Annotated in this window: 20 protein-coding genes; 10 read left to right on the top strand and 10 right to left on the bottom strand. The window is 62.6% G+C overall.

Annotated elements, in window-relative coordinates:
- Window positions 1-171: 171 nt before the first annotated feature.
- The 8 genes from VGL22_RS00255 to VGL22_RS00220 all read left to right on the top strand — a co-directional run bounded on the left by VGL22_RS00255 (window position 172) and on the right by VGL22_RS00220 (window position 9,271).
- Entirely contained in the window at window positions 172-1,356 is a 1,185-nt protein-coding gene (locus tag VGL22_RS00255; protein WP_465264863.1) for a lysostaphin resistance A-like protein, read from the top strand.
- Between the two features lie 9 nt (window positions 1,357-1,365).
- Window positions 1,366-2,280 carry a GntR family transcriptional regulator gene (locus VGL22_RS00250; RefSeq protein WP_465264862.1) on the top strand — a complete coding sequence of 305 codons (915 nt, stop codon included), beginning with the start codon at window positions 1,366-1,368 and terminating at the stop codon, window positions 2,278-2,280.
- Window positions 2,281-2,389: 109 nt separating this feature from the next.
- Complete coding sequence (locus VGL22_RS00245) at window positions 2,390-3,016, top strand: hypothetical protein (RefSeq protein ID WP_465264861.1); 627 nt, start codon at window positions 2,390-2,392, stop codon at window positions 3,014-3,016.
- A 13-nt stretch (window positions 3,017-3,029) separates the two neighbouring features.
- A complete protein-coding gene (locus VGL22_RS00240) occupies window positions 3,030-3,662 on the top strand; it encodes a hypothetical protein (protein ID WP_465264860.1) in 633 nt (210 codons plus the stop codon).
- Window positions 3,663-3,690: 28 nt separating this feature from the next.
- On the top strand, window positions 3,691-6,246 hold the full coding sequence (locus VGL22_RS00235; RefSeq protein WP_465264859.1) for a penicillin acylase family protein: 2,556 nt from the start codon (window positions 3,691-3,693) through the stop codon (window positions 6,244-6,246).
- Window positions 6,243-8,042, top strand: a complete 1,800-nt coding sequence (locus tag VGL22_RS00230; protein WP_465264858.1) for a 6-pyruvoyl-tetrahydropterin synthase-related protein — start codon at window positions 6,243-6,245, stop codon at window positions 8,040-8,042. The genes VGL22_RS00235 and VGL22_RS00230 overlap by 4 nt, the downstream gene beginning before the upstream one ends.
- Before the next feature lie 5 nt (window positions 8,043-8,047).
- A complete protein-coding gene (locus VGL22_RS00225; protein WP_465264857.1) occupies window positions 8,048-8,938 on the top strand; it encodes a polyprenyl synthetase family protein in 891 nt (296 codons plus the stop codon).
- 6 nt (window positions 8,939-8,944) lie between these two features.
- A complete protein-coding gene (locus VGL22_RS00220) occupies window positions 8,945-9,271 on the top strand; it encodes a metal-sulfur cluster assembly factor (protein ID WP_465264856.1) in 327 nt (108 codons plus the stop codon).
- 9 nt (window positions 9,272-9,280) lie between these two features.
- Here the strand turns inward: VGL22_RS00220 and VGL22_RS00215 are convergent, their stop codons facing one another.
- Window positions 9,281-9,562 carry a hypothetical protein gene (locus VGL22_RS00215; protein WP_465264855.1) on the bottom strand — a complete coding sequence of 94 codons (282 nt, stop codon included), beginning with the start codon at window positions 9,560-9,562 and terminating at the stop codon, window positions 9,281-9,283.
- Between the two features lie 415 nt (window positions 9,563-9,977).
- On the bottom strand, window positions 9,978-10,310 hold the full coding sequence (locus VGL22_RS00210) for a hypothetical protein (protein WP_465264854.1): 333 nt from the start codon (window positions 10,308-10,310) through the stop codon (window positions 9,978-9,980).
- 146 nt (window positions 10,311-10,456) lie between these two features.
- On the opposite strand from VGL22_RS00210, the gene VGL22_RS00205 reads away from it, so the two are divergent.
- Window positions 10,457-10,912, top strand: a complete 456-nt coding sequence (locus tag VGL22_RS00205; RefSeq protein ID WP_465264853.1) for a hypothetical protein — start codon at window positions 10,457-10,459, stop codon at window positions 10,910-10,912.
- Window positions 10,913-10,989: 77 nt separating this feature from the next.
- Here the strand turns inward: VGL22_RS00205 and atpC are convergent, their stop codons facing one another.
- From atpC to metG, 8 genes are all read right to left on the bottom strand, one after another.
- Window positions 10,990-11,421, bottom strand: a complete 432-nt coding sequence (gene atpC / locus VGL22_RS00200) for an ATP synthase F1 subunit epsilon (RefSeq protein ID WP_465264852.1) — start codon at window positions 11,419-11,421, stop codon at window positions 10,990-10,992.
- Between the two features lie 84 nt (window positions 11,422-11,505).
- Window positions 11,506-12,948 (bottom strand): F0F1 ATP synthase subunit beta, encoded by a 1,443-nt coding sequence (gene atpD, locus VGL22_RS00195; protein ID WP_465264851.1) that lies wholly within the window; start codon window positions 12,946-12,948, stop codon window positions 11,506-11,508.
- Between the two features lie 173 nt (window positions 12,949-13,121).
- Window positions 13,122-14,195: a F0F1 ATP synthase subunit gamma gene (locus VGL22_RS00190; RefSeq protein ID WP_465264850.1), complete on the bottom strand. Its 1,074-nt coding sequence runs from the start codon at window positions 14,193-14,195 to the stop codon at window positions 13,122-13,124.
- A 104-nt stretch (window positions 14,196-14,299) separates the two neighbouring features.
- Window positions 14,300-15,835, bottom strand: coding sequence for a F0F1 ATP synthase subunit alpha (gene atpA, locus VGL22_RS00185; protein WP_465264849.1), 1,536 nt, complete (start codon window positions 15,833-15,835; stop codon window positions 14,300-14,302).
- Between the two features lie 148 nt (window positions 15,836-15,983).
- Window positions 15,984-16,523: an ATP synthase F1 subunit delta gene (gene atpH / locus VGL22_RS00180; protein ID WP_465264848.1), complete on the bottom strand. Its 540-nt coding sequence runs from the start codon at window positions 16,521-16,523 to the stop codon at window positions 15,984-15,986.
- The gene (locus VGL22_RS00175; RefSeq protein WP_465264847.1) at window positions 16,524-17,288 is read right to left on the bottom strand and encodes a F0F1 ATP synthase subunit B family protein; all 765 of its coding nucleotides are present in this window, start codon (window positions 17,286-17,288) and stop codon (window positions 16,524-16,526) included.
- Window positions 17,289-17,329: 41 nt separating this feature from the next.
- The gene (locus VGL22_RS00170; RefSeq protein ID WP_465264846.1) at window positions 17,330-17,788 is read right to left on the bottom strand and encodes an ATP synthase F0 subunit B; all 459 of its coding nucleotides are present in this window, start codon (window positions 17,786-17,788) and stop codon (window positions 17,330-17,332) included.
- 456 nt (window positions 17,789-18,244) lie between these two features.
- A complete protein-coding gene (metG, locus tag VGL22_RS00165) occupies window positions 18,245-20,578 on the bottom strand; it encodes a methionine--tRNA ligase (RefSeq protein ID WP_465264845.1) in 2,334 nt (777 codons plus the stop codon).
- Window positions 20,579-21,107: 529 nt separating this feature from the next.
- Here metG and VGL22_RS00160 point away from each other — a divergent pair.
- Window positions 21,108-23,126, top strand: a complete 2,019-nt coding sequence (locus VGL22_RS00160; RefSeq protein ID WP_465264844.1) for an arginine--tRNA ligase — start codon at window positions 21,108-21,110, stop codon at window positions 23,124-23,126.
- Window positions 23,127-23,133: the final 7 nt, after the last annotated feature.

Raw genomic sequence — 23,133 nt, 5'->3', positions numbered from 1 at the left:
TCTGTATCCAGTATCCAATATGAGGCGCGGGCGGTTTCAATGGCCGAAACTCGCATTCCGGTGCCGTCAGGATGTCGCAGCCCGTGGCCCGGGTCGCCCCTTGCCGCGCAGTCAAGCCGTTTTCGGGTAACATTCCTCAGATAGCGACAGAACAGTTGCAAGGAGGACCGCATGGAACCGGAGAAGCCGGTGCGTGCGCTGGAAAACGAGGGGCCGCTGGCCGGAGACCTTATGCAGCCGAATCAGGAGCCGCAGGGCAGCGAGTATCAGACCGCGGTCGTAGCGCCCGGAGCAAAGGACCTTCGCTGGGTTTTCCTGGGCCCCCATGGGCTCCGTGCCGGTTGGTCGCTCGCCCTGTTTATTGCGCTTCTTTCGCTCGCCCTCATTGCGTTCGCAGGCATCGCCAACGCCCTGTTTGGGCCCTTCATTCACGCCGGCAGCCGCACAGGAACCATCGATCCTGTTTCCAGCACACTGGAGAAAGCAGTTGAGGTGCTCTCGCTGCTTTCAGCCGTCTTCGTAATGGCGAGGATTGAGCGGCGGCGCGTGGCCGACTATTACCTCAGGAGCGCGCGCCCCATCACCAACTTCCTCGCGGGCGCGTGCGTGGGGTTTTTGACGCTTTCCGTGCTTGTGGGTTCCATGGCCCTGGGCGGCTGGATGCACTTCGGCGCCGTGGCGCTCAGTGGGCGACGCATCCTGCTGTATGGGGCGGTTTGGGCCGTGGGTTTCCTGCTGGTGGCCTGTAGTGAAGAGGGGATCTTCCGCTGCTACCTGCAATACACGCTGACGCGCGGCATCAATTTTTGGTGGGCTCTGGGCGTGAACGCCCTTATCTGCATCGAGCTGTTGCTACGTGCCAAAGGAAATGCGTTGTGGGGCGTTTACCTGATTGCGCTTCTCGGGCTGCCCCCGTGCCTCATCCTCCATGTGAATAAAACGCCACGCAGTGGCTTCTGGCAGGCGGCATGGGTCACGTCGGCGTTGTTCGGATTTGTGCACACCGGCAATAACGGGGAGAACTGGATCGGGATCTTTGCTGCGGGTGCGATCGGGTTCGTGTTTTGCGTGAGCGTTTACGTCACCGGCTCGGCCTGGTGGGCTATTGGGTGCCACGCTTCGTGGGATTGGGCGGAGACCTACTTCTACGGCACAGCGGACTCAGGCCTCATTGCCCGGGGTCATCTGCTCACCGCCACACCGTCGGGCAATCCCCTGTGGAGCGGCGGCACGGATGGGCCGGAAGGCAGCGTCCTTGTCCTGGGCGTCATCCTGCTTTTGCTTCTCGCGGTACTTGCGCTTTATGGCCGGCGCCGGACCAGCGTGGCGGCCGCGGCACAACAGCCAGCGAGCTGAGGAGACGGCGTGCGGCTCTGGCTCAATCGAACCGGCGAGATCAGCCTGCGGGAACAATTGACGACGCAGGTGCGGCTGGGAATCCTGTGCAGCGAGCTGCAGCCCGGCGATCGCCTGCCCAGCACCCGCGAGCTGGCGCGGCGCTTCGGTATTCATGCCAATACGGCCAGCGCAGCCTATCGCGAACTGGAGCAGAATGGCTGGCTGGAATTCCGCCACGGCAGCGGCGTGTATGTACGCGCCAGCCGGCCCACACTGCCGCGAACGCCCCAGCTGGCCGTCGATGAGTTGATCGGCGAGCTGGTGCGGAAGGCGCACAGGGCCGGTGCTCCAGTGGATCTGATCCGCGCCCGCATGCGGCGGTGGATGGAGATGGAGCCGCCCGGCCGATGGCTGGTAATCGAGCCCGACGAGGAACTGCGCCGCATCGTGATCACCGAGATGGAGCAGGCCATGCATCTGCCCGTCGCCGGCTGTGCGCCCGACGATTGCGCCCAGACTCAAACCCTGGACGGGGCCATGGCCGTAGTCCTGCCGAGCAAAGCCTCCACCGTCCGCAAGCTGCTGCCTGCCGGATCGGAATTGACGGTGCTTCAGGTCCATCCCGTGGCCCCTGCGCTGGGCCAATATCTCCCTGCGCCCGCAGGGGTGCTGGTGGGGATCGCCTCGCGCTGGTCGGAGTTCCAGCGAATCGCCCGCACCATGCTGATCGCCGCCGGGATCGCCCCGGAAAGCCTCATCGTGTGCAACGCATCCAAGTCCGGCTGGCAGCGAGGCCTGGCCGAGACCGCCGCCGTCGTCTGCGATGCCGTGACCGCGGCGGACCTGCCAAAGCGCTGCCGCCCCATCGAGTTCCGCCTGCTGGCCGAAGGAGCAATCGCGCAGCTTCAATCATCGGAAGCCGCCTTGACCTCGACTAGCTAACCCGCTGACTCGCTAACTCGCTATCTTCGTCCCCCCGTGACTGTGACAGCCGCGGAACTGTCCCAGTCACGCACTTCACAAGCCATCACCCTCCCTACGATGGCTACGTATGAAACAGCTCGCCTTTACCCTCATGCTCTTCGTCATTGTGCTGTCGCCCTTGGCGGCCGCTTGCCAGAAGGCTCCTGCCACGCCAACGGGACAAGGACAGCGTTCGGTTCAGCCCCCGCCGGCGGATGGTCAATCGCAGCCTCCGCGAGGTCAATCTGTGCCGCCGTCTATCACGCCTCCTGATGGGCAGTGGCAGAAGATTGAGCGCCTTCCCGTGGGCGTGCTGATTGTGGTCTCCAGCACTTATGGGCCACCCATACCCTGCCGCTTTGCCGCGGCTACCAATGATGCGCTGTTCTGCGATGCGCCGGAGAGCCCTGGGGGAACCGGGTGGCAGTTCGAGCGGTCCAGCGTAGTCAGCGTCGAGGCCACGATCCTGAAGAAAAACTGGCACCCCGGACTGGTGGGGGCCATGATCGCGGGCGGCACCCTGGTGGGGCTTGCCGCAACCCACGGCGCAAGTGCAGGCCGCGCGGCCGGAATCGGCGCGATCGGCGCAGTGATCACCGGCGCCGTCGGAGCGCCAATGGCGCTGTCGCAGCCGGATGAGCGGTGGGTAACGGTGGTGTATCGGCCCCGCTTCGCCCGGAGAACACCCTCGGCAGGTCCGCAAAGACTTCCGTAGAAGGAGGCAGCGTATGAAACTGCTCAGGATTGCCTTTATGCTCTCCGTCGTTGCGCTGTCGCCGCTGGCCCCTGTATGCCAGACGATGCCGGCGTTGCAGTTCGAGGGAGGTCCGCCGGCCGAGGGCGGCGTGCCACAGGAACGATGGATTCCGCGGAATATCAGGGTGAAGCTCCGCTTGCTCGACCCGTTGAATACAGCCACTCACCACAGGGGCGATGTGGTCCATCTCGAGCTGGCGTCAGACGCAGTGGCGGACGGAGTCATCGTTCTGCCAGCCGGAACCCCAGCTACCGCGACCATCACGCGTTCACAGGCGGCACGCGGAAAGCAACCGGGTGTGATCGACTTTTCCGACCCGGAACTGGTGGTAGCCGGGGAGAAGATTCGTCTTGTGCCGTATAACCCGAACGAGGAATGGGAGGACGGACCGGGGATAGTCTTGGCCGTGGCCATTGCCGCCCCGGTTCTCGCAGCGATGTTCGTGGCGGTGCTTCCCGTTGCGGGTGTGGTTCATCTCGTCCGGAGACATCACAAGAAGCCTCCTGAGCATGACGTCGGCATCGATCCGGGCATGACGCTGACTTACTACACACGTCAGAGAACCCTCCTGAAAATCGCCGCGCCTGTCGCCTCAACGCCGTAAGCCTCCGGCGGTATCCTGTTGTTGACCCATGGCACGCATCAGCGCGTTTGAAAGTTCGCCTGTAGACGATTCCTCTGTCCCACCGCGCTCCAGCCGGCGGTGGCTGCGTACTTTGCTTGGCGCCCTTGCCGTGTTGGTGCTGCTGGTTGCGGTGCTCGCCATTGGCGGCATTTTCTGGCTGCGCGCCTCCGCCAGGGCCGCGCTCCCGCAGCTTGATGGCAAAATCCAAGTATCCGGCCTGTCCGCGCCGGTACTCGTGCGGCGCGATGCGCATGGCGTTCCCCACATCGAGGCGGCGACGCAGGACGATCTCTTCTTCGCGCAGGGCTACATCGTCGCCCAGGACCGCCTGTGGCAAATGGACATGTACCGCCGCAACGCCTATGGCGAACTGGCTGAGGTGCTGGGCTCCTCAATGGTCGCGCATGACCGCGCGCAGCGCGTGCTGCGGTTTCGGAAGGTGGCGGAGCGCATGTGCGCCGGCCTCGACGCACAGGACAAGCGCTGGCTCGACGACTATTCCAAAGGCGTGAACGCCTTCATCGCGCAGCACCCCAACGATCTGCCTGCCGAGTTCAAGCTGTTGATGTACAAGCCCTCACCATGGTCGGGTGTGGACTCGATGAGCGTGGGAACCATGATGATGGACATGCTCGACACCCACTGGGATACCAAGCTGGTGAGGGAACAAATCGCCGCCAAGCTGAACAGCTTGCCGAACGGGGCGCAGCTCGAATCGCAGTTGTACCCCGTGGGATCGTGGAGGGATCATCCGCCCACAGGGGAAGTCATTGACCTGACGCAGCCCGAAGTCAACCCGCCGCCAGTGACGGATGAAGACGAGGACAACACGACTGCAGGCATCAGGGACCAGCGACCGGGGACGAGAACCGCAGGGAACAAGGCCACGAGGGAACAACGGAACGAGATAGAGCCGGTCGATATCCGCGCCCTTCGCACCATGCTCGGCCTGCCCGACTGCTCCGGCTGCGTCTCGGGCTCCAACAACTGGGTGGTCAGCGGCAAGCACACGGCAAGCGGAAAGCCCCTGCTCGCGAACGACATGCACCTCATGCTCACCGAGCCGAACATCTGGTACATGGCTGACCTCAAGGCGCCGGGCTACCATGCGGCGGGCGTAGCGCTGCCCGGCGTGCCCTGGATTATCGCCGGACACAACGAGCATGTGGCTTGGGGATTCACCGCGCTGATGGCCGATGTGCAGGACCTCTATCATGAGCACCTCGACGGCAAAGGCAATTACCAGGCCGCCGACGGCTCCTGGAAACCTCTCGCCGTGGATCACGAAACCATTCACGTGCGCGGCGGCAAAGACGTCACCGTCGATGTGCAGTCCACGGCACACGGCCCGCTGCTGAATCCCATGTTCGCCAAGCCGCTGAACGAGCCCGTGGCGCTGAAGTGGACCATCTACGACGCCGCGCTGAACGGCCTGCCCATCTATGCAATGAACACCGCGCAAAATTGGGCGGAGTTTTCGGCCGCCATCGGGCAGTGGTGCTGGCCCACGCAGAACGTCGTCTACGCCGACGATCAGGGCCACATTGCTTATCATGCTGTGGGCCGGGTGCCCATGCGCCCGGCGGGACTGCAGGCCAAGCCGGTTGCGGCCGGCGACAGCGGGCGCGAGTGGCAGGGCTACATTCCGTTTGAAGGCATGCCCAACGCCTTCGATCCTCCCTCGGGTTTCCTGGCCACAGCCAACTCGCGCGTGACAACGGAGAAGTCGCCGTATCCGCTCTCGCTGGAGTGGATCGAACCCTACCGCGCAGAGCGCATTTACAAGTCGCTGCAGGGCCGGGACGGGCTCACGCCAAAGGACATGATCGCCGTGCAGACCGATATCTACAGCGAAGTGGACCAGGAACTGGCGCACCGGTTTGCCTATGCCATAGATCACGCCAGCAAGGCGGATGACCGCCTCAAGAAGGCCGCGGACCTGATGCGCAGCTGGGACGGCAAGCTGGCCACCGATTCGGCCGCGGCTTCCCTCGTCGATCAGACGCGCCACGCCCTTTGGCCGTTGGTCCTGGAGCCGAAGCTCGGCGAGCTGACCGACGATTATCGCTGGCAGGAATCCAACTTCGCACAGGAAGAGATCATCATGCACGGCTCCAGTGAGTGGCTGCCGCATGAATACAAGAGCTGGGACGACCTGCTCACTGAAGCCGTGCGCCGCGGCATGGCCAAAGGGAAAGCGCCCAGCGACGTGAGCCAGTGGGCCTACGGGAGCTGGCACGTCATGGACATCGAGCATCCGCTCTCCGGCATGCTGCCGTTCCTCAGGAAATTCGCCGGCACCGGTCCGCAGCCCATGAGCGGCGATGGCACCACCGTCAAACAGGTGGGGCGAACGCTGGGCCCCTCGCAGCGCTTCACCATGGACTGGAGCAACGTCGACGGCTCGACTGAAAACATCGTGCTCGGACAGAGCAGCAATCCCTACAGTCCGCACTTCCGCGACCAGTGGAACGACTGGTACAACGGCACTACGTTTGCGCTGCCCTTCAGCGATACGGCGGTGGCGGCAAACACGCGGAACACGCTCCGATTGAATCCATGAGCGGCATGGACCAAGGCCACAAGGGAAATGGCGGACAAGAAATTCCGCGCACGCGGCGGTGGATGGGACCACTATACATTGCGCTCACCGCGGCCCTCGCCGTCCTCCCTCAGATCATCCGCGGAACCTCCTGCGGCCACGACTTCGACTTTCATCTCGTCTCATGGATCGACGCCCTCGCTAGCTGGCGGCACGGCATCTTCTATCCGCACTGGGCCACCACGCCCAACTACAACGCCGGGGAGCCCCGCTTCGTCTTCTATCCGCCGCTGACGTGGATGCTGGGGGCGGCGTTAGGTGCCGTGCTGCCTTGGATCTGGGTTCCGCCCGCCATGACGTTTCTGCTGCTGACGGGCACTGGCCTGGCCACACGTGCGCTGGCGCGGCAGGCACTGCCCTTAGGCGCCGCGACCCTCGCCGGATGCATTGCGATCTTCTCCGGATACACCCTCTATTCGGTCTACGAACGGTCCGCATTCGCCGAGCTCGCGGGCGGCATCTGGATTCCGCTGCTCCTCCTGCTGGTTCTGCGCCAGGGAGAGCAGGGGAATTTCTGGGCTCGGATTTTCGACTCGTCGGCCGCAGGCCTGACGCTCGTCATCGCCGCGTCCTGGCTGTCGAATGCACCTCTAGGCGTGATGGCGTGCTATCTGCTGGCTGCCTTTGCTGTCGCTGTTTCCGCGACCCGGCGGACCTGCGTTCCCGTGCTCCGCGCCTTTTTCGGCGCAACCGTCGGACTGGCCCTCGCCGCGTTCTATCTGCTGCCGGCCGCCGCCGAACAGAAATGGGTCGACATCCGCCAGGCCACGGAAGATCCCGGCGAGAAGATTCAGAACAGCTTCCTCTTCGGCCATCACGCCGATCCGCAACTCGCCCTGCATGATGCCGAGCTGCACCGTGTTTCATGGATTGCAACCGGCATGCTGTTGGCAATCGCAGTTGCGCTGCTCCTGGCCTGGCGCCGACGCGCGTTGCCCGGCGGCCGGACTTGGTGGCTGCCGCTGGCGCTGATCCCCGCGGCTGTGCTGGTGCTGCAGCTCCCGCTCAGCTTGCCGCTATGGGATCTGCTGCCGAAGATGCGCTTTCTGCAGTTTCCGTGGCGCTGGCTCGTGGTGCTGACGGCGCCCCTGGGCATCTTCCTGGCTGCGGCGATGTGGCCCGCTGAGCGCGCACGTCGCAATCTCGTCATCGGGGTAAGCGCGCTTGGGTTTGTGGGACTCGCGGTCTTCGCCGGCCGCACCTTTTTCGAGGCCTGCGATCAGTACGACGCCATCCCCGGCATGCTGGAGGACTATCACGCCGGCGACGGGTTCCAGGGAACCGACGAGTACGCTCCTGCACGCGCCGACAATTCCCTGGTCGCCTCCAATCTGCCCGCAGGCTGCTTGGTCCACGATCCAAAGCAGCAACTAGGCAAGTCCTCGCCCGACGATGCGCAGCCTTCATGGGCCGCGAAGCAGGGCAGTTGCGTCACGGCGATCGCCGAACCGGCTCGCGCCGACGCCCGCCACTGGAGCGCGCGCGGCCAGATGCCCGCCCCTGGATATCTTGTGCTGCGTCTGCGTCGGTATCCGGCGTGGGATGTGACCCTGAACGGCCGCCACGCTACCGACTTGGGTAGCCGCGAGGACGGCCTGATCGTCCTCCCGGTCTCCGCGGGCCCGGTAGCTATCGATGCAGACTGGCAATCCACGCCGGATGCGACGCGGGGCCGCTGGATCAGCCTCGGTGCCGCGGCACTGTTGCTGGCCCTTTGTGCGCTGACGCGCCGGCGTTCCCGCGCTCGGATAAAATGAAACAAATGCCAGTCGATGTAAAGACGCTGATTCACGAGGGCGCAGAGCTTACCGACCGCGCGCTTGAGGCCCTGATTCCAAGTTCGGATACCGTGCCGAACTCAATTCACGGCGCCATGCGGCATTCCACCTTCGCGGGTGGCAAGCGGCTGCGGCCGGTGCTCGCCATGCAGGCCGCGGCGACGATTGCCGGCAAGGTGCCGGCCGGAATTGAGAATCTGGGCGCAGCGCTCGAGATGCTGCACACTTACTCGCTGATTCACGACGATCTGCCCGCCCTCGACAATGACGACCTGCGCCGCGGCAAGCCCACCTGCCACGTGGCCTTCGGCGAGGCCATTGCCATCCTGGCCGGCGACGCCCTGCAGACCCGCGCCTTTGAAGTGCTGGCCGGCCTGCAGTGTCCTCCCCCGGCTGCGGTCAAGATCATCGGGCTCATCGCCAACGCGGTGGGCACGGTCGACGGCATGATCGGCGGGCAGGTGCTCGACATTGAAAGCGAGCACCAGAAGCCCACGCCCGAACTCGTCGAAGCCATCCATCGCGCCAAGACCGGCGCTTTAATCCGCGTCAGCGTGGTCGCAGGCGGCATTTACGCCGGCGCTACCGATGAGGATGTGGCGCGCCTCGACACCTTCGGCCGCAAGGCGGGGCTGGCCTTCCAGATTGTGGATGACGTGCTGGACATGACCGTCGATTCCGAACAGCTAGGCAAGACCGCCGGAAAGGACCTCGCTACCGAGAAGGCGACTTGGCCGGCGGTCTTCGGCATCGAGCAGAGCGAACGCGACGCCGCCTCGCTGATTGATGAGGCCTTCGCGGCAATTGCCACCTACGGCACCCGGGCTGACGGGCTCAAATCCGTCGCGCAGTACCTGGTGGAGCGAAAGAACTAGAGCACGATGCTCTCAGAGACCGAAATCCTGACCGCCCTCCGCGACTGCTTTGACCCCGAGGTCAAGCTGAACCTTGTCGACCTCGGCCTGGTCTACGCCGTCGAGACCGGGCCCGATCCCGACTCCACCCCGAAGTGGCCGCGCCAATGGGTCAAGGTAACCATGACCCTGACCACCCCCCAATGCCCGGCCAGCGGCCTCATCTTTGAACAGGTCCACAACCGGCTGGCGAGCATCCCCGACATCTCCAAGGTCGACGTCAACCTGGTCTGGGAGCCGAAGTGGACGCCGCACCGCATCAGCGAGGCAGGGCGGCGCCAACTCGGAATCTAACGTGGCTGACTACTTCCCGAACATCGAGAAGATCTTGTCCCGCTTTTGAGTCAGGTCGTCGATGGTGTGCTGCGTCTGCTCCAGCATGGTCTGCGCTTTTTCAAGGTGCTGCGGCAGCGCCTCCCACCACTCTGCGACCACTTCCTTGTGCTCAAGCATCGCCAATGCCGTTCCGGCCACCGTCACCAGCAGGCCAGCTTTGCGGTTGCCGGTGAGCAGAAGCAGAGATCCGGTAAGAAGGCTTGCGCCCACTCCGATGCGCAACCAATCCGGGTTCTTCAAACTTTCCATGGCTGATTCCGTATGCTGCTGAATAGAACTCCTGGTGGGTAGCGCTACAGCACTCATGTTCTCTCCTTATGGCTGACGTCCCGCGATCCCAACGGCTTCGGCGGAACCAGAATGTGGCCCGGACTGAATCCGGCCTCTGAAAAACTCCTGTGGCACTTGCTTGTGCAAGGACACGACTTCAGTCGTGCCGATAAGCTGCTTAAAATGAGAGGGTCTTTAGCCCCTGTGGGATGCTTTCCGAGCCTTTGACACGTCCTGGCGCTCCTTTTTCATAGCTTCTGAAGCCTCAGCTGAACCTTCGAATACTTCTACGCCCGCCACCGACCAGAAAAGATGCGCGGCTGGTGCCGCCCGTGGTCCTCCGCCCTGCAGTCCGGCCCCAATCTCAGCGGCTCAGCCCAGGCTCAGTCCCCGGTTAATCCAGATCGAACTCGCGCAGCGGCTTGCCCTCGGGGGCGTCCTTGGCCTTCTTCAGCGCCTCGGCAAACTTCTTTTCGAGCAGATCGGCCTTGTTCTTCTCGGCGTCTACGCTCTGGCGGAAGATCGATTCGGCTCTCTCGTCCCGTTCGCGCATGGCTTTGGCCGCGGTCTCCAGGTCCTCAAACATGCGTTTGCGCGGCGCCGGGGTGTGGGTGATCACCAGACCTGTGGCCGCATCGATCTTGAGCATCGCCCCGCAGTCGGGACATGCCACTTCAAACGTCTGCACAACGGATTGTTTGCTCTGCTTGGCCATTTCATTCAGCATTTTAGGCGCTGCCAGGTCAGGTTGCACAGTGGCGTGAGCGGCTCATTGAACCAAAGTGGGCAGCGGTGCGTAATTCTCCCTGAATCCTGAGGGATTTCATCTACAGGTGCAGCCGGCCAGAACGGTCTGCGGGAAAGGAAAGAATCATGGGTAAACTCGGGCGCTTGAGTATCGGCTTCTGCCTGCTGGCCGCGCTGGCTTTTGCAGCACAATGCTTCGGCCAGTCGAGCCTGGTGGGTGAGTGGGAGGGCACATTGAATGCCGGCGGCAACGAAGTGCATATCGCCTGGCATGTCACCGCGGGTGCCGCAGGCGTGGTCACCTCCACCTTCGACAACAAGGACGAAGGCGTCTACGGAATCAAGGTCAAGGATTTAGTGCTCACCGGGTCAAAGCTGACCTTGGCGATAGACGATCAGGTAGAAGTCAACGGCTCCGCAGCGAACATCCGCGGCACGTTCGACGGCACCGTGAGCGCCGACGGAAATGAGGTCACCGGCACCTGGACGCAGACCGATCCCCAGGAAGAGCCGCCGGCGGAAATCCACTTCAAGCGAAGCGCGCCGCAAGCCCCGTCTACGCCTGCCACTCCCAAAAACTGATCGCCGGCGTATCCCAGGCAACGGCAAACGGCCCTGCCGGAGCACGAAGCAGGGCCGTGCTTGGAATTAGTAGCCCGCTACTTCTCCTGAGCCGTGGCCAGCTTGGCTTCCGCTTCGTTGATGACGTGGAGAGCGTGATCGTACGCCTCTTCGCTTTCCCCGGCCTCGTTCCAAAGCTTCGTGCCTCGATCGAGTTGCTGCTGGGCGCGATTGACGTCAATCTCCTGCGGCTTGAGAGCGTCGTTGGCCAGGATCGTGACGCGGTCGGGAAGCACTTCCACAAAGCCCCAGCTCACATTGAAGATCTGTTCGGGCTGGACCTGCTCGCCCGTGGCTCCGTGGAGGCGCACGTCGCCGGCTCCCAGCTCGGCCAGCAGCGGCGCGTGGCCGTAAAGCACTTCCATGTAGCCGTTCTTCGCCGGAAGCTCGACGGCATCCGCGGTCGCCTCAAACAGGATGCGCTCAGGGGTCACGAGCCGTACGCGGAGTCCGTTGGATGTATCTGCCATAAACCTTAGCTCCTAGCTCCTAGCTTCTAGCTTGAGCCGCGCATTGGGAAGAGCGACCTGAAAGCTAGGAGCTAGAGGCTGTCTTTAGACCGATGCCTTCAGCTTCTCCGCCTGGGCGAGGACTTCTTCAATGGCGCCCTGCATGTAGAACGCCTGTTCGGGGACATCGTCGTGCTTGCCCTCGAGGATCTCCTTGAAGCTGCGCACCGTGTCGGCTACCTTCACATAGCGTCCCGATATACCCGTGAACTGCTCGGCCACGTGGAACGGTTGCGAGAGGAACTTCTGCACCTTGCGGGCGCGCGCCACGGTGAGCTTGTCCTCTTCTGAAAGCTCGTCGATGCCAAGGATGGCGATGATGTCCTGCAGGTCCTTGTAGCGCTGCAGAATGCGCTTGACGCCCTGGGCCACGTCGTAATGCTCCTGGCCCACAACCCGCACCGAGAGAATGCGTGAGGTAGACCCCAGCGGATCGACGGCCGGGTAGATGCCGAGCTCCGAAAGCGGACGGCTCAACACGGTGGTGGCGTCGAGGTGCGCAAACGTCGTGGCCGGCGCCGGATCCGTCAAGTCGTCGGCAGGTACGTAGACGGCCTGCACCGAGGTGACAGATCCCTTGCTGGTCGAAGTGATACGCTCCTGCAGTTCACCCATTTCCGTTGCCAGGTTGGGCTGGTAACCCACCGCGGAGGGCATGCGGCCCAGCAACGTGGATACCTCCGAACCGGCCTGCGTGAAGCGGAAAATGTTATCGATGAAGAGCAGGGTGTCGGCGCCTTCCACGTCGCGGAAGTACTCGGCCACGGTGAGCCCGGTCAGAGCCACGCGCAGACGGGCTCCAGGCGGCTCGGTCATCTGGCCATAGACCAGCGCGCACTTCGACTCTTCCCACTTGCCGGGCTTGATGACGCCGGACTCGGACATTTCGAGCCAAAGATCATTGCCCTCGCGGGTGCGCTCGCCTACGCCGGCGAACACGGAGAAGCCACCGTGGTTCTTGGCGACGTTGTTGATGAGCTCCATGATGACGACGGTTTTGCCCACGCCGGCGCCGCCGAACAGACCGATCTTGCCGCCCTTCAGGAACGGCTGGATCAGATCGATGACCTTGATGCCGGTCTCGAACATCTCCTCGCGGGTGGACTGCTCATCGAATGCCGGAGCAGGGCGATGAATGGGCATGCGGATCGTTTCGCCCACCGGGCCCAGCTCGTCGACAGGATCGCCGATCACGTTGAGCACGCGGCCCAGCGTCTGCTTGCCCACTGGAACCCGGATCGGGCCGCCGAGGTCGATGGCGTTCATGCCGCGCACCATGCCGTTGGTGTCTTCCATTGCGACGGTGCGGACGCGGCCCTCGCCGAGATGCTGCTGGACCTCAAGAATCACGTTGATGGGCACAGGCGTGTTGAAGCCTTCGCTGGTGACGCGCAGCGCCTGGTAAATAGGCGGCATCGTGGCTTCTTCAAACTGTACGTCCACCGCGGGACCGGAAATCTGGATGACCTTGCCGATGTTTTGTGCCATTTTTTGCCTTTTCGTTGCGAGAACTCGAACTGCGGTTGTTCCAGATCGAATGCTCTGAGGGGCTAACGCCCAGTCAAGTCTTTGAAGCCTCTTCGGCACGAGATTACTCGTGCCCGTTACAAAACTCTCATTGGCTCGGTCCCTTGTTCCCTTGGTCCCCTAGCCCCTGCTTCTTAAACCGCGGCCGCGCCGCTGACGATTTCGATGATCTCCTTGGTGATGGCAGCCTGGCGCACGCGGTTCATCTGCAGCGTGTAGGCGTCGATCATGTCGGAGGCGTTGTTGGTTGCTGAATCCATTGCCGTCATGCGCGCCGCCTGCTCTGCGGCCACTGACTCCGTCATGGCGTGGTAGAGCAGGGAAGCGATGTACTGCGGAAGCAGGCCGTTGAATAACTCCTCCGGTGGCTGCTCATAGATGTAGTCCACGTTCGGGGTGCCAAACTTCTTGGCCTCTTCGTCGGCCTCGTGCGTGTCGGCTTCCTCCAGCGGAATGCCCGCGGAACGTGCTGCCTCGGCTGCGCGCTCGCGCTCCTCCACCGTCGGCTCCACGGCACCCGCCAGTTGCTGGCTGCCAATCCTGATCAGAGGTAGCAGCTTCTCCACCACAACCCGCTGCGCGATGACGGACTTGAACTCGTTGTAGACGATATAGGCGGCGTCGATCTCCTCGTGCACGTAAAGGGAGACGATGTTCTCCGCCATTTCGAACACCTTGTCCGCTTCCAGCTTCAGCAGCATGCCCGGATGATCCGGCATCAGCTCAATGCGGCCGCTGCGCTCCTGGCGGACATTATGAGTCGCGCCTTCTTCGTTTGTGGCATCCGCAAACTGGGCTGAAGGATAGCGGCGGCGCAACAGGTCGCGCCCCTTGCGGCCCACGGTTTCGATGTCGATCTGCTTGTCGCCGGAGGCATCGATGAATTGCAGACCGGCCTTGAGGATGTTGGCGTTGAACGCGCCCGCAAACCCCTTGTCGCCGCTCACCACAACCAGCAGCACGCGCTTCTCCGGCCGCGTGAGGAACAACGGATGCCGGACATTGCCGGTCTCGGGATCGAAGATTTCAATGCGGCGCGTCAGCGATTCCAGCACGCTCGCGATCATCTTGGCGTAGGGCCGGGCAGCCAGCGCGCGCTCCTGGGCGCGGCGCAGCTTGGCAGCCGAGACCATCTTCATGGCCTTGGTGATCTGGCGCGTGTTCTTCACGCTGCGAATGCGCCGCCGTAAGTCGAGGACGTTTGCCATTTTTAAGCTGCTAGCTCCTAGCTTCTAGCTCCTATCGTTTCCGTGCCGCTTCCGCTTCCAACACACCAGCTAGAAGCTAGCGGCCAGCAGCTAGAAGCTTGCTTTTACGCCGTTACCGCTTCCGCAGTCTGCGCCTTGAACGTTTCCTTGTATTCCTTCAAGGCCGCGTGCAGACGGTTGCGCACGTCGTCGTCAAGCTGCTTCTTCTGCGTCAGGTCGTTGATCAGCCCCGACTGCTGCGACTCAAAGAACTTGTACAGCCCATCTTCAAAGGCGCGAATTTCCGCGACCTTCACATCGTCGAGATAACCCTGCGTACCGGCAAACAGAACCACCGCCTGCTGCTGCCATGTGAGCGGATGGAACTGCGGCTGCTTCAGCAATTCCGTGAGGCGTTGCCCGCGGTTCAACTGCTTCTGCGTGAGAGGGTCGAGGTCCGAGCCGAACTGCGCAAAGGCCGCCAGCTCGCGGTACTGCGCCAAATCAAGCTTCAGCGTGGAGCCGACCTGCTTGACTGCCTTGATGGCAGCCGAGAAGCCGACGCGCGAGACCGACAAGCCCACGTTCACGGCCGGACGAACGCCCGAGTTGAACAAGTCGGTTTCAAGGAAGATCTGCCCGTCGGTGATGGAAATGACGTTGGTCGGAATGTAAGCCGAAACATCGCCCGCCTGGGTTTCGATGACCGGCAGCGCCGTCAGCGAACCGCCGCCGCGCTCGTTGCTCATCTTCGACGAGCGCTCCAGCAGGCGCGAGTGCAGATAGAACACGTCGCCGGGGTAGGCTTCGCGGCCCGGGGGACGGCGCAGCAGCAGCGAAATCTCGCGGTACGCCATCGCGTGCTTTGAAAGATCGTCGTACATCACCAGGGCGTGCTTGCCGTTGTCGCGGAAGTACTCGCCCATGGCCGTTGCGGCGTAGGGGGCCAGGTACAGCATCGGCGCGGGCTCGGAGGCAGATGCGGCCACGATGATGGTGTGGCCCATCGCGCCGGCTTCGGTCAGCGTCTGCACAACCGTCGCAATCGAGGAACGCTTCTGCCCGATCGCGCAGTAGATGCAGATCAGATCGTTCTTCGCGTTGTTGATGATCGTGTCGAGCAGGACGGCGGTCTTGCCGGTCTGGCGGTCGCCAATGATCAGCTCGCGCTGGCCGCGTCCGATGGGAATCATGGCATCGATAGCTTTGAGTCCGGTCGCCATGGGCTCGCGCACCGGCTGGCGGTCGATGATGCCGGGAGCGAGACGCTCGACGGGAAGGCTCTCGGTGGTGGCGATGGGGCCCTTGTCGTCAATGGGCTGACCGAGGGTGTTGACGACGCGCCCGATCATGGCCGGCCCAACCGGCACGCTCAGAATCTTGCCGGTGCGCTTGACCTCGTCGCCTTCTTTCAGCTCCGTGTATTCGCCCATGATGACGGCGCCCACGTGGTCCTCTTCAAGCGAGAGCGCCAGCCCGGCAATGCCGTGCGGGAAGGCGAGCAACTCGCCGGCCATGACCTTGTCGAGACCGTGGATGCGGGCGATGCCGTCGCCGAGCGAAGTGATGGTGCCGACTTCGTCAACCTGCACCTTGGAGTCGTAGTTCGCGATCTGCTCGCGAAGTATCTGCGTAATCTCGTCTGCTTTGATCTGAGCCATGTGCGTTCCCTTTAGTGGGCAGTGATCAGAGGTCAGTGTTCAGCGAACCCGTCGTGGTGCCGCCATGTCTGACCCGATTCCTCACTGCCTCCTGCTGATTCGAAAACCTGTCCGGAGTTCTGATCACTGGTCACTGACCACTGATCACTTAACCCGCCATCAATTCTTCTCTCAAACGTTCCAGGCGCCCCTTCACGGAGCCGTCGTAGACAGTGGAGCCGATGCGCACCACTGTGCCGCCCACCAGCGAGGGATCGAGCTTGAAGTTGGCCTGAATCCGCGCGCCCGCAAGCTGGCCGACGCCGGCCAGCAGGAAGTTGCGCTCCTGATCGCTCAATTCACGCGCCGTGATGATCTCAGCCTGGCGGATGCCCTGGCGCTCCTGCAGTTCGGTTCGATACGCCTCGACCACTTCATGCACGTGCGCGGCCCGGCCGTTGCGCGTGAGCACAGCGATGAAGTTGCGCACCGGCTGCGCCATGCCCAGCTTGGCATTCATCTTGTCGAGCACCGCAACCTTCTGCGTCTCTCCGATAGCCGGATTCTCGAACACCCCGCGCAGCGCCGCGCTCGAGTCCCACGCGGCCAGAAAATCATTAAGCTGCCGGTCAATCGCGGCCGTGTCGAGCTTCGCCTTCAGAACCACATCGGCAAGAGCACGCGCGTAATGGGAGACAAAGACTGCCATTTAGCGTTTCCCTCCCTTGGCCGCGCCGTTGGAAGTAGCGTCGGTTACAAATTCCGAGATGAGGGCGCGGTCAGCTTCGGGCGTCAGCGTCATCTGCTTCATGGCCGTGTCGATTGCCAGCTCCGCGGCAAAGTGCCGCAATCCGCGCTGTGCCTGCGCCGCGGCCGCCGCAATCTCCTGCTCGGCTGAAGCCACAATGCGCGCGCTCTCTTCCTCAATGCTGGCCTTGATGCGCACCTCGTCCTGCTTGCTCTCCTGCTCCACATTGGAACGGATCTGCGCAATCTCTTCATCCAGCCGCGCTAGTTGCGCTTCCACAGCGCTCAGGCGCGTATTGGCGTCGGCGGTGGTTTTGCGGGCTTCGTCCAGATTGTGTTTCAAAGTCTGGGAACGCTGACGGATGATCCGCGGCAACACCCTCGCCAGCGGGATCACGATGGCGAGAATCAGAATGAGCGAATTGATCCACTCAAACGTGCGCGCCGTCTTCTCAATGTGCTCGTTGCGCAGCGCCTGCTTTTCAGGATCGGTGGCGTTCTTGTCGTCCTTGAAGACAGCATCAGAAACCGCGGCCACCAGGGCCGTGTGACGAAACAGGTTGTGCTCCTCCTGTTCCTCCCTCTGTTCCTGTCCGGGCTGGGCGGGAAGTCCCTCCTGCCCGTGAGAATCGGCCTGCGACTTCACTGGCGCTGAAGGGTTGGCTTCCTGCGCGAATGCGCGCACCGGAGCAAGCCACGGACCAACCGCCAGTCCAGACAGCAGCAAGACAGCGGAAAAACGTGCCGAAGTTAAGTTCTGCAAATGCTTCAACGGGTACCCCCGGCAGCCAGCGGCAACACCGCGCGAACCACCCGGCTGGCCAGCTCGCCGGCGGATGCCTGGATGGTCTGCCGTGCCTGCACAGCTTCGGCCTCCAGCTGGGCCTTGGCCTGGCCGACCTTCTGTCCGGCGGACCTGCGAGCGACATCAAGAGCCGCATCGCGTTCCGCGTTCCACTGCTTGATGCGCTGCTCGCGCAGTTTATAAACATCGGCCCGTGCCTGCCGGAGCTTGGCAGCATATTCCTGCGCGCGCTCCTCGGCCTGGGCAATCGCCTTCTGTGCGTCCTCAATGGCGCCCTGTGTCCGCGCGCGCCGCTCCTTGAGCGTGCGGGTCAGCGGATTTTGCACCAGAAACTGGTAGGCAATCACCAGCACGATGAAGAGCACTGCCGTGGGTATGGCTCCGAGCAGAAGGGTCCCGACTTGTTGGAGAATCTCATCCATGCTGATTTCAGTAATTCGTTCAGGCGGTTAGTACTACCGGTTAGGACAAAAACTCAATGGAATAGAACACCCATTTCTATCAGGCCAAAGCCTTGCAGGTCAACGCGCCGGAGCCGCCAAAACGGTGGATTTCCGGCCCTGTCACACGCATGCATGATGGCGGTCACGCATGATGGGTGCGGATGAATGCGTCGCAGCCTGCGCGGCGCATCTTCGTGCGGCGTTCGCCCCTAAGAATAATCCTTGCAATTTAGAGCCGATGGAGCCACACTAGAAAGTACCACCTAGACCCGGTTCAGGGTCCAGCGGGCTGGCCGGTTACGGGATTCCTTCCACTCCCGTTTCCGGCAGCCCGCTTCTTAATTTCCAGCGCAATCCGAGAATGCCGCATGGGAGTCATGCAGCCATGAAAAGGCCCGCGGCGTGCGCGGGCCTACTCGCAGTTATGCCAGAGCATCACTTCAACCGCGCCCCCAGCGGCACATCCTCCAGAAATCCCGCCAGCACCGGCGAACCATCCGGAGGCAGCGACGCCGCCAGCAGCATCCCGTTCGACTCCAGCCCACGCATCTTGCGCGGCGCCAGATTCGCCACAATCACGATCTTGCGGCCAACAAGCTTTTCGGGCTCGTAGTACATCGCGATGCCCGCCAGGATCTGCCGCTTTTCATAGCCGAGATCCACTTCCAGCCGCAGCAACTTGTCGGCCTTCGGAATGCGCTCCGCCACCAGCACCTGCGCCACGCGCAGATCGACTTTGGCGAAGTCGTCAATCGTAATGATGGGAGAAGATGCGGAGGTATAGTCCGCTGATGCGGAGTGCTCCGCAGCCGCTGCGGGACCGCTTGCTGTCGTACCAGTCGCTGCAGCCTCGTGCTGCGGAGCCATACTAGGGTTTGGCTTGCTCTCCGCCGTGGGCAACGGCGCGCCCTTGGGCGCCTCGCCCGCTTCGCTCTTCAGGCGTGCCGAGGCAATATCCTCCGGCACCCCGTGCACCTTGGCCGTGGCGACAGGCTGTGTGCTGTCGTGGGGCACGTGCGTTGACGGCGTCTCCGGTTCGTGCGACCTCTGGTTTCCGGTGGGCGGAGCCGAGGACGACTCCACCGATGTCGCAGCCGGCGCATTGTCCGGGGTTACGGCGTCGCCCTGCTTGCCCGCCGCCGCGTCCACGGCGCTCGCGTTGTTCTGGTTCTCAAGATTCTGCATACGTTCGATCGCGTCCTTTTCTGCGCGCGGAAACAACGGCGCAGGTTCGTTGAACTTCGTCCCGGGCTTCAACCCGCCCCATGCGAGATCGCCGAGAAACGCACTCTGCGCCGCGGCGCGAAGATCGCCCAGGCCTAACTGCTGCCATACCTTCGATGCCGAGGCCGGAAGAATGGGATAGACCAGCGCCGTAATCACCCGGATCGCCTCCCCGGCCGTCGCCAGTACCCGCGCCTGCAGCGCCCTGTGATCTTCCTCTGAACGGCCCTCGGGGCGCTTCCACGGCGCATTCGCCGTAAGATACCCATCGGTCTCCGCGACCAACCCCCACAGCGATTTCAGCGCCTCTGAGAACTGCAACTCGTCAAACAGTGGCCCGAACTCGGCAATGGTGCGTTCCGCCACCGTGCGCAGATTCGTCTCGGCGGCTGTGAGGACGCCGGGCTCCGGCACCGTACCGCTGAAGAACTTGTGCATCATGTTGACCACGCGGCTCACAAGGTTGCCGTAGCCGTTGGCCAGATCGCCGTTGTAGCGCCGCACCAGCGCCTCGAACGTAAAGCTGCCATCCTGCCCGAACGGAATCTCGCGCAGTAAGAAGTACCGCAGAGCATCCGCGCCCAGCACCTGATCCACGGTCTCCGCGCGCACAATGTTGCCCAGCGACTTCGACATCTTGGTGTCGTCAAAGAGCAGCCAGCCGTTGGCGCGCACCGACTTGGGCGTTGCAATCCCCGCAGCCATCAGGAACGCCGGCCAGTAAACGCAGTGGAACCGGCTGATTTCCTTGCCGATCAGATGCATGTCCGCCGGCCAGAACTTCTCGAAGCGCGCCTTGTCCTCCGGGTCCTCAGAGCCGTAGCCCAGCGCCGTGATGTAGTTGGCCAGCGCATCCAGCCACACGTACACCACGTGCTTGTCGTCGTCTGGAACCGGAATTCCCCACTTGAAGCTGGTGCGGCTCACCGAGAGGTCCTTCAGCCCGCTGCGCACAAATGAGATGACTTCCTTGCGCGTGGATTCGGGCTGCATAAACTCTGGATTCGCCTCGTAGAACTCCAGCAGCCTGCGCTCAAACGACGACAGCTTGAAGAAATAGTTTTCTTCACTCACGGTCTCGGTGATGCGTCCGCAGGTGGGGCAGGGCGCGCCCGGCCCCACGTCCATCCACGCTTCATCGCTCACGCAATACTGGCCCGTGTACGTGCTCTTGTAGATGAAGCCGCGCTCCCGCAGCGTGGCAAACAGCTTCTGCACACCGCGCTTGTGCCGCTCTTCCGTCGTGCAGATAAAGTCGTCGTACGTAAGCCCCAATCGGTCCCACAGCGCCCGGAATTCGCCCGAGATGTGCGTCGCAAACTCCATCGGCGTCCGCCCCGCCAGCTTCGCTGAGCGCTCAATCTTCTGCCCGTGCTCATCGGTGCCGGTGAGGAACCACGTATCGATCCCAAGCGCCCGTTTGCGCCGTGCAATGGCATCGCACACGATCGTCGAATAGGCGTGCCCCAGGTGCGGCCGCGCATTCACGTAGTAAATGGGCGTGGTCAGGTAAAAATGCGACGTGCTGGATTCAAGAATGGTCATGAGCTGGCTAATGCGCCTCACTGGATGCGAAAACGGGTGCTGAGCGCAATCTCTATCTTAGGACATCAAAGGTGAGGGGACGCCCGTGAAGCTCGACCGGGTTCACCATACTTTCAGCCAGTGGAGAAGCAGAATCCCTGGAAACACCGCGACGGAAACGGCCCCGACTCTCCAGATAGCCGGCCATATGACTTAGCGGAGAAGGAGGGGTATTTCTTTCCTGTAGTCCTTGATTTTGAGGTCGGGGCAAGCGGAAATGATTGCCAGTGTTCCTTCAATCGCTTTTGCACTTGCATGCTATCCAGGACCGGAGAACTTCCCTCGCACAAGAGTCCCATCACGAAATGGGGCGTGCAGATGAAGGGTGATGCCCTGCGGCCACCATCGTAACGGGCAAAAAAGACAACGCGCCGGGCTTGTTCTGTGTACCTCTCGAACACTCGCCCTGACTTTAGCACGTGTTTTCTGACGTCAGGCGCCATCCTGATAAACTGACCCTTGTAAATCAGGGATTTCCGAGGCTTTCGACGTGTATCTGGAACTGCAGAAGCGGCTCGCCTGGCATCTTCGCGATGCTCTACAACGCAAGTACGATCTCACCATCGAGAACATTCCGGTGGAGATCCCGCCCGACCTGAAGTTCGGCGAGCTGGCCACACCCATCGCGCTGCAGCTCGCGCGTACGCTCCGCAAAGCTCCCAAGATCATCGCCCAGGAAATCGTCACCGAGCTCGGCGCCCTCGAAGGTTTCGCCGGCTTTGAAGTCGCCGGCGCCGGCTACATCAACGCACGCCTCGACCGCGCCGCCTGCATCCAGTCGACCATTGGCGGCGAAGCCGCAGTTGGCCGCACCGCAGGTGCCGCAGGTGCTCATGTGCTCGTCGAGCACACCAGCATCAATCCCAACAAGGCTGCGCACATCGGCCATCTGCGCAACGCCATCCTTGGCGACAGCTTCGTGCGCCTCCTCCGCGCCGCCGGGAACAAAGTCGACGTGCAGAACTACATCGACAACACCGGCGTTCAGGTGGCTGACGTCGTCGTCGGCTTCCTCCACATCGAGAGCAAAACCTCCGCCGAAGTCCGCGAACTCATCGCCACGTGCGAAGAACGGGCCGCCGCCGCCGAGGGCCACACCGCAGGTGTTGATTACTACTGCTGGGACCTCTACACCCGCGTCGGCCAGTGGTACACCTCCGGCACCGACGACGAAAACGCCCAGCGCAAAAAACTACGTTACGAAACCCTGCACCAGATCGAGCACGGCGGCAACGAGACCGCCGAAGTAGCCGAACTGATCTCCGCGGCCGTTCTGCGCCGCCACTTGGAAACCATGCTGCGCCTCGGCATCGAATACGACTTCCTGCCCCGCGAAAGCGAAATCTTGCACCTCAACTTCTGGGCGCTCGCCTTCGAGCAGCTCAAGCAAACGGGCGTGCTCTACTTCGAAACCGAGGGCAAGAACAAGGGCTGCTGGGTCATGCGGCGCCCCGGCGCGGATGTCGCCGAGGGCGAGCTGGACGAGGACGCCAAGGTCATCGTGCGCTCCAACGGCACCGTCACCTACGTCGGCAAAGATATCGCGTATCACCTCTGGAAATTCGGCCTCCTCGGCCGCGACTTCGGCTACAAGCCTTTCTTCACTTATCCCGACCACGAGTGCTGGATCTCAACCGAGCACGGCATCGAACCGCATCCGCACTTCGGCGGCGCGACGGCGATTTACAACGTGATCGACTCGCGCCAGTCCGATCCCCAGGCCAACGTAATCCAGGCGCTTCGCGGCATGGGCCACACCGCCCAAGCCGACCGCTACACACACTTCGGCTACGAGATGGTCGCCCTGACGCCGGCTTATGCAGAGAAGCTCGGGTATCGGCTCACCGACGAAGACCGCGCCCGCCCATACATCGAGATCAGCGGCCGCAAGGGCTTCGGCGTCAAGGCCGACGACCTGATGGACCTGATGATCGACGCCGCCAAGGCCGAGGTCGTCAAGCGCCACGCCGACTGGACCGAGGAGCACACCACCTCCATCGCCTCCAAGATCGCCTATGGCGCGCTGCGCTATTACATGCTGCGCTTCAGCCGCAATTCCGTCATCGCCTTCGATCAGGACATGGCTCTGTCCCCCGAGGGCGAGACGGGTCCCTATCTGATGTACGCCGCCGCCCGCATTCGCAGCATATTCCGCAAAGGCGGCGCTACCCCCGAAACGGTTTTGAGCGACTTCGCCATGTTCGACCCCCAGGGGCTCGCTTCATTCCTCGATGGCGAAGAGAACGAGGACATCTGGGCACTATGGCTGCGCGCCGGCCAGCACACCCTGGTGCTCGAGCAGGGCATTGCGACCTCGGAGCCCATGCACCTGGCCAAGCATGCCTTCCAGCTCGCGCAGGACTTCTCCAACTTCTACCACCATCACCACATCCTCACGGAAGAAGACCCCACGCGAAAGTCTTTCCTGCTGGCCACCGCCGCAGTCACTCTGCGCGAACTGGTCACAGTGCTGAGTTGGTTGGGCATCGAAAGCCCCGAAGCGATGTAAAAGCAGT

It is taken from the genome of Occallatibacter sp., from assembly GCF_036502485.1.
Lineage (GTDB): Bacteria > Acidobacteriota > Terriglobia > Terriglobales > Acidobacteriaceae > Telmatobacter.
This window is presented reverse-complemented; position numbering and strand designations above follow the sequence as displayed.

Coding starts and splice junctions, on each gene's coding strand:
- VGL22_RS00225 (WP_465264857.1), top strand. CDS start 8,048: ATGCCAGTCGATGTAAAGACGCTGATTCACGAGGGCGCAGAGCTTACC.
- VGL22_RS00215 (WP_465264855.1), bottom strand. CDS start 9,562: ATGGAAAGTTTGAAGAACCCGGATTGGTTGCGCATCGGAGTGGGCGCA.
- atpA (WP_465264849.1), bottom strand. CDS start 15,835: ATGGCTCAGATCAAAGCAGACGAGATTACGCAGATACTTCGCGAGCAG.
- atpD (WP_465264851.1), bottom strand. CDS start 12,948: ATGGCACAAAACATCGGCAAGGTCATCCAGATTTCCGGTCCCGCGGTG.
- VGL22_RS00230 (WP_465264858.1), top strand. CDS start 6,243: ATGAGCGGCATGGACCAAGGCCACAAGGGAAATGGCGGACAAGAAATT.
- VGL22_RS00245 (WP_465264861.1), top strand. CDS start 2,390: ATGAAACAGCTCGCCTTTACCCTCATGCTCTTCGTCATTGTGCTGTCG.
- VGL22_RS00170 (WP_465264846.1), bottom strand. CDS start 17,788: ATGGATGAGATTCTCCAACAAGTCGGGACCCTTCTGCTCGGAGCCATA.
- VGL22_RS00255 (WP_465264863.1), top strand. CDS start 172: ATGGAACCGGAGAAGCCGGTGCGTGCGCTGGAAAACGAGGGGCCGCTG.
- atpC (WP_465264852.1), bottom strand. CDS start 11,421: ATGGCAGATACATCCAACGGACTCCGCGTACGGCTCGTGACCCCTGAG.
- metG (WP_465264845.1), bottom strand. CDS start 20,578: ATGACCATTCTTGAATCCAGCACGTCGCATTTTTACCTGACCACGCCC.
- atpH (WP_465264848.1), bottom strand. CDS start 16,523: ATGGCAGTCTTTGTCTCCCATTACGCGCGTGCTCTTGCCGATGTGGTT.
- VGL22_RS00220 (WP_465264856.1), top strand. CDS start 8,945: ATGCTCTCAGAGACCGAAATCCTGACCGCCCTCCGCGACTGCTTTGAC.
- VGL22_RS00190 (WP_465264850.1), bottom strand. CDS start 14,195: ATGGCAAACGTCCTCGACTTACGGCGGCGCATTCGCAGCGTGAAGAAC.
- VGL22_RS00210 (WP_465264854.1), bottom strand. CDS start 10,310: ATGCTGAATGAAATGGCCAAGCAGAGCAAACAATCCGTTGTGCAGACG.
- VGL22_RS00235 (WP_465264859.1), top strand. CDS start 3,691: ATGGCACGCATCAGCGCGTTTGAAAGTTCGCCTGTAGACGATTCCTCT.
- VGL22_RS00240 (WP_465264860.1), top strand. CDS start 3,030: ATGAAACTGCTCAGGATTGCCTTTATGCTCTCCGTCGTTGCGCTGTCG.
- VGL22_RS00205 (WP_465264853.1), top strand. CDS start 10,457: ATGGGTAAACTCGGGCGCTTGAGTATCGGCTTCTGCCTGCTGGCCGCG.